The following is a 9180-nucleotide window of genomic DNA, read 5'->3' as shown; positions in this document are numbered from 1 at the left end:
ATCGCGTTCGTCGGCTGGAACGACAATACGCTCGGGCAAGTGCAGATCGTCTCTGCAAGCGGCGGTTCTCCCCGCAGCGTGACCACCCAGCCCGGCCATTATTCCCGCCCGCGCTTCTCGCCCGATGGGCGAACGTTGGTGTTCGAAGCCGGCCAAGGCGGATATCTGACGTCGAACCAGTGGGGGCGCGACGGCGGCGTCTATTCCGTCCCGGTCAAGGGCGGTGCACCGACACTCGTGAAGCGCGGCGCATTCAGCCCCCAATATGGCGTGGCGAACGACCGCCTGTTCATGATCACGCAGGGCGACGACAAGCTGCAACTGATCAGCAGCGATTTTTCGGGCGAAGCCGTGCGCGTACATGCCTCGGGCGACCTCACCAGCGACTTCCAGGTCTCGCCGGACGGCGCCAGCGTCGCCTTCCGCCAGAACTACGAAGGTTACCTGATGCCGCTCATGCCAGGCGCCCAGGACGTCAGCGTGGCGCTGAAGGGCGGGGCGCTGCCGACGACCCGGCTGAGCATCGGCGGCGGCGATTTCCTGCATTTCTCGAACGGGGGAACCCAGGTTCATTGGAGCATTGGGCCAACGCTCTATACAGCCGACACGCGAACGGCGTTCATGGAAGGCTTCACCCCGCCGAAGACCGGGGTTTCACTGGGCAAGACGGTCGCTGCGGCGAGGCCGAACGGGCGCGTATTGCTGAGCGGCGCCAGGATAGTGACCATGGCCGGGCCGGACGGCGGCGTCATCGAGAATGGCGCACTCCTAGTCGAGGGTGACCGCATCGTCGCGGTGGGGCCGCTCGCCGCCATGAGCGTGCCGGCGGGAACTCCGACGGTCGATCTGACCGGCAAGACGATCGTTCCCGGCTTCGTCGATGCTCATGCGCACGGGCCGTACGGTGTCGACCAGATGACCCCGCAGCAGAACTGGTCGAACCACGTCAATCTGGCGCTGGGAACCACGACGATCCACGACCCGTCGAGCAGTGCGGCCGAGGTCTTTTCGGCTTCGGAGATGCAGCGCGCGGGCCTGATCTTGGCGCCGCGTATATTCTCGACCGGCGAGATCATCTACGGAGCGAAAGCGGCCGGAGCGTTCGCTGACATCGGCAATTTCGACGACGCGCTGGCGCACGTCCGGCGACTGAAGGCGCAAGGCGCGTGGAGCGTCAAGAACTACAACCAGCCGCGGCGCGAGCAACGCCAGATGGTCGTTGCTGCGGGCCAGGCGGAGAGCATGCTGGTCGTTCCCGAAGGCGGGTCGTTGTTCAACATGGACATGTCGCTGATTCAGGACGGCAATGCGACGGTCGAGCACAACGTGCCCGGAAGCACCTTTTATGAAGATGTGCTGCAGATGTGGTCGCAGACCAAGACCAACTACACGCCAACTCTGGTCGTCGCTTATGGCGGCCCCGGCGGCGACCCCTACTGGCGCTCGCACACCAATGTCTGGGAGCAGCCGCTACTCAAGGCGCATATCCCCCGACGATCCTCGCGGCCGCGAATGCCCGGCGGGTCATCGCGCCGGAAGAGGATTATGCCGACACTGCGGCCGCTCGTGAGGCGCGCAAGTTGGCCGACCGCGGTGTCTCGGTCAGCATCGGCGCCCATGGGCAGCAGGACGGAATTGGCGCCCATTGGGAAATGTGGAGTTTCGTCAAGGGCGGCTGGACCCCACTGCAGGCGCTGCAGGCGGCAACGGTCAACCCCGCGCGTACACTCGGGCTGTCGCGCGATGTCGGTAGTCTTGAGGTGGGCAAGCTTGCCGACCTCGTCGTGCTGGACGCCAATCCGTTGGACAACATCCGCAACACGGAGAGGGTGAGCAAGGTGATGCTTGGCGGGCGCCTCTACGACTCGATGACGCTTAATGAGGAAGTCACCGGCAGCCGGACCCGCCAGGCGTATTGGTGGGAGCGGAATTGATCTGAAAGGGAACGCTGGCGGAGACGGAGGGATTCGAACCCTCGGTACGGGAATTCCCCGTACGGCGGTTTAGCAAACCGCTGGTTTCAGCCACTCACCCACGTCTCCGGATTGCGGCAGCCGGCGGGCTGTAGCGAAGGCAGCGCCCGCGTTCAACCAGCCAATCGCCAAGAGAGCGATTCGCACGCGTGGAAGGGCACGAGGCCGTCGATTTCCGCTGGAACGACGACTTCGGTTCGCTGGAGGGTGACCGTGCCTTCGTTGCGAGGAAGGCCATAGAAATCGGCACCGTGATGAGAAGCAAAGCCTTCCAGAAGATCGAGGGCGCTCTCTTCCTCGAACACTGCGGCATAGCTCTCTAGCGCGAACGGCGCGTTGAAGATCCCCGCACAGCCGCAGGCGCTCTCCTTGGCTTCGCGTGCATGCGGAGCACTGTCGGTACCCAGGAAATATTTGGGGCTGCCGCTCACCGCTGCCTTGCGAACAGCGAGGCGATGCTCTTCGCGCTTCACGACCGGCAGGCAATAAGCATGGGGCCGGAGCCCGCCCGCGAACAGAGCATTGCGGTTGAGATGGAGGTGCTGCGGCGTGATCGTGGCGGCGACGTTTGCCGGAGCAGAGGCGACGAAATCCGCTGCCTGGCGGGTGGTAATATGCTCAAGCACCACTTTCAGCGCCGGAAAATCACGTACCATCGGCTCGAGTATTCGCTCGATGAAGACTGCCTCCCGGTCAAACACATCCACGTCTGGCTCGGTCACCTCGCCATGGACGCACAGAACCATGCCGATCTGCTGCATCCGTTCGAGGCACGGACGAATATTGACGATGTCGGTTACGCCGCTTTCGCTGTTGGTCGTCGCGCCGGCCGGATAAAGCTTGGCCGCGATCCACACCCCCTCCTCTTGGCCGCGCGAGAGCTCCTCGGGCGAGGTTCGGTCGGTCAAATAGGCAGTCATCAGAGGCGCGAAGCCGGGGCCAGCGGCGGCATGGATTCGTTCACGGTAGGCGCCGGCCTGCTCGACGGTCGTGACCGGCGGGACCAGGTTGGGCATCACGATCGCCCTGGCGAATTGACGAGCGGTGTGACGAGCGACCCTGGCCAGCATCGGCCCGTCGCGAAGGTGGACGTGCCAATCGTCGGGTCGGCGAATGGTGATTGTGTCGCTCACGTCCGCTCCCTAGCTAAAGGCGATGGATGCCACCACCCTTAGCGATCGCGCCGTCCTGCGATTGAGCGGCGAAGACGTCCGCGGATTCTTGCAAGGCCTGGTTACCAGCGACGTCGCGGGCGCACTGCCGGTTTGGGCTGGGCTGCTGACACCGCAGGGGAAATGCCTGTTCGACTTCATCGTCTGGGCGGATGGCGACGACCTTTTGCTCGACTGCGAAGCGCAGGCCGCCGAGGACTTGGCCAAGCGCCTTACGATCTACCGCCTGCGCAGGCCAATCCGCATCGAGCGTGACACGGCCTTGGCGGTACACTGGTCAGCGAATGGTGAATCCGAAACAACCGATCCCAGGCTCGCCGAGCTTGGCCGAAGATGGCTCGCCCCGGCAGACGCCCCCGCTGCCGGTTGGCGTGAACAGCGCCTTCGGCTGGGCGTTTGCGAAGGGCGCGCCGAGCTCGGCGACCTTTTGTGGCTGGAATGCAATGCAGCCGAGCTGAATGGCGTCAGTTTCTCCAAAGGCTGCTTCGTCGGCCAGGAGAATACTGCTCGAATGAACTGGCGTCAGAAGGTCAATCGTAGGCTGGTCGTGGTTGAAGGCCACGCCGACCGGACCCGGATCGCCTACCCGGACCTTGGACTCTCCGTGGTTCATGCCCGGACCGATGCCCTTCCTGACGGGGCGATCGTTCCCGACTGGTTGAGAGCCGGCCTGGCGTCATGAGCGCAGTTGCCGCGGCGCTGCTGTGGCAAGCGGCTGCCGAGACCATCGTCATCACCGGGCGCGGACTTCCGGAACAAGCGCAGGGCGAGCACCGGATCGTCGTCGACAAGTCGGAACTGACCTGGAGCCCGGGCGGCCGCATGGAGGACGTGGTCCGCTCGGTAGCCGGACTGACCAGCTTCCGACGTTCTGACTCCCGATCGACGCATCCGACTGCGCAAGGGCTGACGGCGCGCGGGCTGGGCGGCAATGCCGCCAGCCGGTTCGCGGTGGAAGTCGACGGCGTGACCCAGGCCGACCCGTTCGGAGGGTGGATCAACTTCGTCGCGCTCGATCCGGCGCTGGCCGACCGCCTGGTTCTGACTCGTGGCGGAAACGGTGGAGTGGCTTACGGGCCAGGTGCACTGGCGGGTACGCTTCAAGTCGACTCGATCGCAGAGGCCGACAATCTCTTGCGAGGCGGAGTGGCGGTCGGATCGCGCCACAGCCTTGCTGCCAACGCGACTGTCGGGACCGAGATCGGCGCTTCACGCTTCATTGCTGGCACCGCGTGGCAACGGGGTGACGGGTTCGCGCCGATATTCAGCGATGATCGTGGTCCGATCGACCGGGCCGCGCCCTACCGGCAGTGGAGCGGAAGGGTGAGGCTACTCGCGCCGGTCGGAGAGACAGAGGTCCAGGCCAACCTCTCGGCCTTTGACGACCGGCGAGACCGTGGCGTCGACTTTACCGAGAATCGGGGACGCGGGCTGGACGCGTCGCTTAGGCTGGTTGGCGAGCAATGGTCAGTGCTCGGCTATCGCCAATGGCGCGGGTTCGAGAGCCAGTTCGCGAGCGTCGGTCTGGGACGCGCGACGGTAAGCCCGGCGCTCGACCAGCACGACGTTCCGGCGGCAGGCTGGGGCGGCAAGGCGCTGTGGAAGCCGCGTGTTGGAAATGTTGGGCTCTCCCTTGGGGCGGACATCCGCGGAGTCGAGGGCGAGACCAACGAGCGCTATTTCTTCGTAGGGAGTGTTCCGCAGCGCGAGCGGCAGGCATCGGCAGAAAGCCTGACCTACGGCCTGTTCGCCGATGCTTCGGTTATGCTCGGCGCGACGACCTTCGGCGCCGGCGCGCGGCTCGACCGCTGGGCCATTTCCGACGCCAGTCTGTTCGAGCGCAACATCGGCGGGCCGGTCATCACGGACACGCAATTCCATGACCGGGATGGACAAGAGTGGTCGCTGCGGGGAGGCGTGGGTCACGCTGTGTCGGAGCGATTTGCGCTGCGTGCGTCGGCCTATCGAAGCTGGCGGCTGCCGACGATCAACGAGTTGGTGCGGCCGTTCCGGGTGGGGCCGGACGCGACCGCAGCCAATGCCGCCCTAGACCCGGAAAGCCTGATTGGAGCCGAAGCCGGGTTCGACTGGAGGCCAGCGGAAGGCGCGCGCCTGTCGCTGACCGCTTTCGCCAATCGCCTGAAAAACGCCATCGCCAATGTCACGCTGGACCAAGGGCCCGGCACGTTTCCGGGGGTCGGCTTCGTCGCGGCGGGCGGGCTGTACCGGCGACGCGAGAACCTGGACGCCATCGTCAGTCGCGGGATTGAGCTGGACGGGGAATGGCGGAACGGAACGTGGTCGGTCGACGGTAGTTTTGCGCTGACGCGGGTCCGCATCCGCGACAATGGGCTTGCCGAATTTCTCGATGGAGAAAAGCCGGCGCAGGTTCCTTCGGTGCAGGCAAGTCTGCGCGGCAGCTGGGAAGATCGCGGGAAGATCGCGTCGCTCGCGGTCCGCTACATCGGTGAACAGAACGAAAGCGAAGGCGATCCCGATCCATTGCCGGACGCATGGGTCGTCGATGCCGTGGGACGCTGGCCGATCAAGGGACGCCTGTCGCTCGACCTGCGCGCCGAAAACCTGTTCGACACGAAAGTCGTCACCTCGATCCTGGCCGATGGCACCCGCGAGCGCGGAACGCCTAGAACCTTATGGCTGGGGCTTCGGCTGGACTGATCAGCCGAGCACGCTCGCCTGCCGGATCTTCCACAAGGCCACCATCCCGATCGCCGCCCAGATCACGTTGAGCACCGCCGAAGGCATCGCCCCGTGCCACCAGCCGTTGGCGATGAAGCCAAGCGCGCCGATCACGTTCATGCCCTGGTAGACGACGCTTTTGGCGTCGACCTTTCCGGCAGTCAGCAGGGCATAGGCGCCAAGAATGAGCGCTGCCCCACCCCAGCCGACGATATCGATCAGCAGCGACAGGCTCACCAGCTGGCTCCGTCCACCGGCTTGACCGGCACGCCTCCCAGGGCACGGGCGTCCACCATTCGGGCATTCACGCCCATTCGCCCTTCGGCATATTGGCCAAGCCCGGTCCAGTGGGTCGCGCAGCCGCAATGGCTGCAGCGCCAGTTGGTGAGACAGGCTTCGTCGAGGTCGCTTCGCACATAGGGATCGACGTCACCGCTGACGGTGACTTCCTTGGGATCGTAATAGATGCCCATGAAGCCGGTCTTGCTGCACAGGCTGCAATTGCACTGGCTGATTTCGTCCGGGACGCGCGGCAGCGTGATGGCGACCCGCCCGCAGTGGCAGCGGGCGATCAGCGCTTCGCCGCCGCCCGCCATTAGGCGGCGAGGTTCCGGAGCACATACTGGAGGATTCCGCCCGAGCGGAAATATTCCAACTCGTTGTAGGTATCGATCCGGCAGCGGGCGGTGATGGTGAAGGTCTCGCCGCCGGCGCGGGTGACGGCGACGACGACATCTTGGCGCGGCTCAAGGCCGGCAATGCCGTGAATCGAATAGGTCTCGCTGCCGTCGAGCCGGTAGGTTGCGGCATTCTCACCGTCCGCGAATTGCAGCGGGAGGACGCCCATGCCGACGAGGTTGGAGCGGTGGATACGCTCGAAGCTTTCGACCAGCACGGCGCGAACGCCGAGCAGGACCGTTCCCTTGGCTGCCCAGTCACGCGACGACCCGGTGCCATATTCCTTGCCGCCGACGACGACCAACGGCGTGCCGTCGGCCTGGTACTTCATCGCCGCGTCGTAGATCGGCATGACCTCACCGCTCGGGCCGTAGCGGGTCATTCCGCCTTCGACGCCGTCGAGCATGCGGTTGCGGATGCGGATGTTGGCGAAAGTGCCACGCATCATGATCTCATGATTACCGCGGCGGGCGCCGTAGCTATTGAAGTCGCGCCTCTCGACGCCGTTGGCGACGAGATAGCTCCCGGCCGGGCTGTCGAGCTTGATCGCGCCGGCCGGCGAAATGTGGTCGGTCGTGATGGAGTCGCCGAACACTGCCAGCGCGCGGGCTTCCTGGATGTCGGTCAGCGGCTTCGGCGTCATCGTCATTCCGGTGAAGTAGGGCGGATTAGCGATGTAGGTCGATCCGGCGGGCCAGTTGTAGGTATCGGAGCCGGTGACCTGAATCGCCCGCCAGCGGTCGTCGCCATGATAAACGTCGGCATAGCGGGAGCGGAACATGTCGCTGTGGACGTGCTTGTCGATCAGCGATCGGACTTCGTCGTTGGTCGGCCAGACGTCTTTCAAGAACACGTCGTTGCCGTCTTTGTCCTGGCCGAGCGCGCACTTGGTGATGTCCGACGTTACCGTGCCGAGCAAAGCGTAAGCGACCACCAGCGGCGGCGAGGCGAGATAATTGGCACGGCAATCGGGCGAGACGCGGCCTTCGAAATTGCGGTTGCCCGACAGGACTGAGGCGACGACGAGGTCGTTCTCGTTGATGGCCTTGGAGATCGGCGGGGCGAGAGGCCCCGAATTGCCGATGCAGGTGGTGCAGCCGTACCCGACGAGGTTGAAGCCGATGCTGTTCAAATCCTCGGTGAGGCCGGCAGCGTTGAGATATTCGGTGACAACCTGGCTTCCCGGTGCGAGGCTGGTCTTGACCCACGGCTTGCGGGTGAGACCTAGCGCGCGCGCCTTGCGGGCGACGAGCCCGGCGGCGACCAGAACGCTGGGGTTGGAGGTGTTGGTGCAGCTGGTGATCGCGGCGATCATCACATCACCATGGCTGATGGCGAATTCTTCGCCATCAACCAGCCGGCGCTCGGTATCGCCCTGCTTCTTATAGGTGCCTTCAAGCTCCGCGATGAAGAGCTCGTCGACTTCCGAAAGCCGCACCCGGTCCTGCGGGCGCTTGGGGCCGGCGAGCGAGGGCTCGACGCTACCCATGTCGAGTTCCAGCGTGTCGGTGAAAAGCGGATCGGCCGAGCCGCTGTCGCGCCACATTCCCTGGGCCTTGGCATAGGCGCGGACCAGTTCGATGCGATCCTCGTCTCGGCCGGTCAGACGCAGGTAATCGAGGGTCCGCTCGTCGATCGGGAAGAAGCCGCAGGTCGCGCCATATTCCGGAGCCATGTTGGCGATGGTCGCGCGGTCGGCGAGGCTGAGGCTGTCGAGGCCGGGGCCATAGAATTCGACGAAGCGGCCGACGACGCCCTTGGCGCGAAGCAACTGGGTGACGGTGAGCACGAGGTCGGTGGCGGTGATGCCTTCCTTCAACTGCCCGTCGAGACGGAAGCCGACGACTTCCGGAATGAGCATGCTGACCGGCTGGCCGAGCATAGCCGCTTCGGCCTCGATCCCGCCGACGCCCCAGCCGAGAACGCCAAGGCCGTTGACCATCGTCGTGTGGCTGTCGGTTCCGACCAGCGTGTCGGGATAGGCGACGGTCTCGCCATCCTGGTCTTCACTGGTCCAGACGGTCTGGGCAATATGCTCGAGATTGACCTGGTGGCAAATGCCGGTTCCCGGCGGGACGACCTGGAAGTTGTCGAACGCCTGGCTGCCCCACTTCAGGAACTCGTAGCGCTCGGCATTGCGCTGATATTCAAGCGCGACGTTGTCCTCGAACGCGCGCGGCGTGCCGAACTCGTCGACCATGACGCTGTGATCGATGACGAGGTGAACCGGGACTTGCGGGTTGATCTTCTGCGCGTCGCCGCCGAGCGACTTCATCGCGTCGCGCATGGCGGCAAGATCGACCACCGCCGGAACGCCGGTGAAGTCCTGCATCAGAACCCGCGCCGGGCGATATTGGATCTCGCGGTTGATCCGCCGCTCCTTGAGCCAGTCGGCCATCGCTTGTAGATCCTCGCGGGTGACGGTGACCCCGTCCTCGAAGCGAAGCAGGTTTTCGAGCAAGACCTTCATGGAATAGGGCAGGCGGCTGATATCGCCGAGCTGGCCGGCGGCCTTTTCGAGCGAGTAATAAGCGTAGGAGCGGCCGCCGACCTCCAATTTCGAGCGCGTGTTCAAGCTGTCCTGGCCGGTCGGAATCATGGTCGTCCTTCAACTGCTGTGGTGGCGCTCCGCTGACGGGCGCGGGATTGCGCGCGCC

The 9180-nt window shown here is 64.8% G+C and carries 6 protein-coding genes, 1 tRNA gene and 1 pseudogene; 3 read left to right on the top strand and 5 right to left on the bottom strand.

Features of this window, described 5'->3' with window-relative positions; all coding sequences use genetic code 11:
• Positions 1 to 1364: 1364 nt before the first annotated feature.
• A pseudogene (locus tag G7076_RS12765) lies at positions 1365 to 1799 on the top strand (amidohydrolase family protein); the annotation flags it as partial.
• Positions 1800 to 1949: 150 nt separating this feature from the next.
• On the opposite strand, the gene G7076_RS00475 reads toward G7076_RS12765, so the two are convergent.
• Positions 1950 to 2042 (bottom strand) — tRNA-Ser (locus G7076_RS00475).
• A gap of 44 nt (positions 2043 to 2086) precedes the next feature.
• On the bottom strand, positions 2087 to 3106 hold the full coding sequence (pyrC, locus tag G7076_RS00470) for a dihydroorotase (RefSeq protein WP_166199462.1): 1020 nt from the start codon (positions 3104 to 3106) through the stop codon (positions 2087 to 2089).
• A gap of 22 nt (positions 3107 to 3128) precedes the next feature.
• Here pyrC and G7076_RS00465 point away from each other — a divergent pair, with 22 nt between their 5' ends.
• A complete protein-coding gene (locus tag G7076_RS00465) occupies positions 3129 to 3827 on the top strand; it encodes a folate-binding protein YgfZ (protein WP_166199460.1) in 699 nt (232 codons plus the stop codon).
• Positions 3824 to 5824 (top strand): TonB-dependent receptor, encoded by a 2001-nt coding sequence (locus G7076_RS00460; protein ID WP_166199458.1) that lies wholly within the window; start codon positions 3824 to 3826, stop codon positions 5822 to 5824. Before G7076_RS00465 ends, G7076_RS00460 begins: the two co-directional genes overlap by 4 nt.
• Here the strand turns inward: G7076_RS00460 and G7076_RS00455 are convergent, their stop codons facing one another.
• Genes G7076_RS00455 through acnA form a run of 3 tightly spaced genes read right to left on the bottom strand, consistent with a single transcriptional unit; the run spans position 5825 to position 9122 of the window.
• Positions 5825 to 6082: a hypothetical protein gene (locus G7076_RS00455; protein ID WP_240913811.1), complete on the bottom strand. Its 258-nt coding sequence runs from the start codon at positions 6080 to 6082 to the stop codon at positions 5825 to 5827.
• Positions 6079 to 6441 carry a GFA family protein gene (locus G7076_RS00450; protein ID WP_166199456.1) on the bottom strand — a complete coding sequence of 121 codons (363 nt, stop codon included), beginning with the start codon at positions 6439 to 6441 and terminating at the stop codon, positions 6079 to 6081. The genes G7076_RS00455 and G7076_RS00450 overlap by 4 nt, the downstream gene beginning before the upstream one ends.
• On the bottom strand, positions 6441 to 9122 hold the full coding sequence (gene acnA, locus G7076_RS00445) for an aconitate hydratase AcnA (protein ID WP_166199454.1): 2682 nt from the start codon (positions 9120 to 9122) through the stop codon (positions 6441 to 6443). Before acnA ends, G7076_RS00450 begins: the two co-directional genes overlap by 1 nt.
• Between the last annotated feature and the right edge of the window lie 58 nt (positions 9123 to 9180).

The organism is Sphingomonas sp. HDW15A, from assembly GCF_011301715.1.
Lineage (GTDB): Bacteria > Pseudomonadota > Alphaproteobacteria > Sphingomonadales > Sphingomonadaceae > Sphingomicrobium.
This window is presented reverse-complemented; position numbering and strand designations above follow the sequence as displayed.

Bases quoted from the DNA above. Each gene is read 5' to 3' on its own strand.
- G7076_RS00465 (WP_166199460.1), top strand. From the start codon at position 3,129: ATGGATGCCACCACCCTTAGCGATCGCGCCGTCCTGCGATTGAGCGGC.
- G7076_RS00460 (WP_166199458.1), top strand. From the start codon at position 3,824: ATGAGCGCAGTTGCCGCGGCGCTGCTGTGGCAAGCGGCTGCCGAGACC.
- G7076_RS00450 (WP_166199456.1), bottom strand. From the start codon at position 6,441: ATGGCGGGCGGCGGCGAAGCGCTGATCGCCCGCTGCCACTGCGGGCGG.
- acnA (WP_166199454.1), bottom strand. From the start codon at position 9,122: ATGATTCCGACCGGCCAGGACAGCTTGAACACGCGCTCGAAATTGGAG.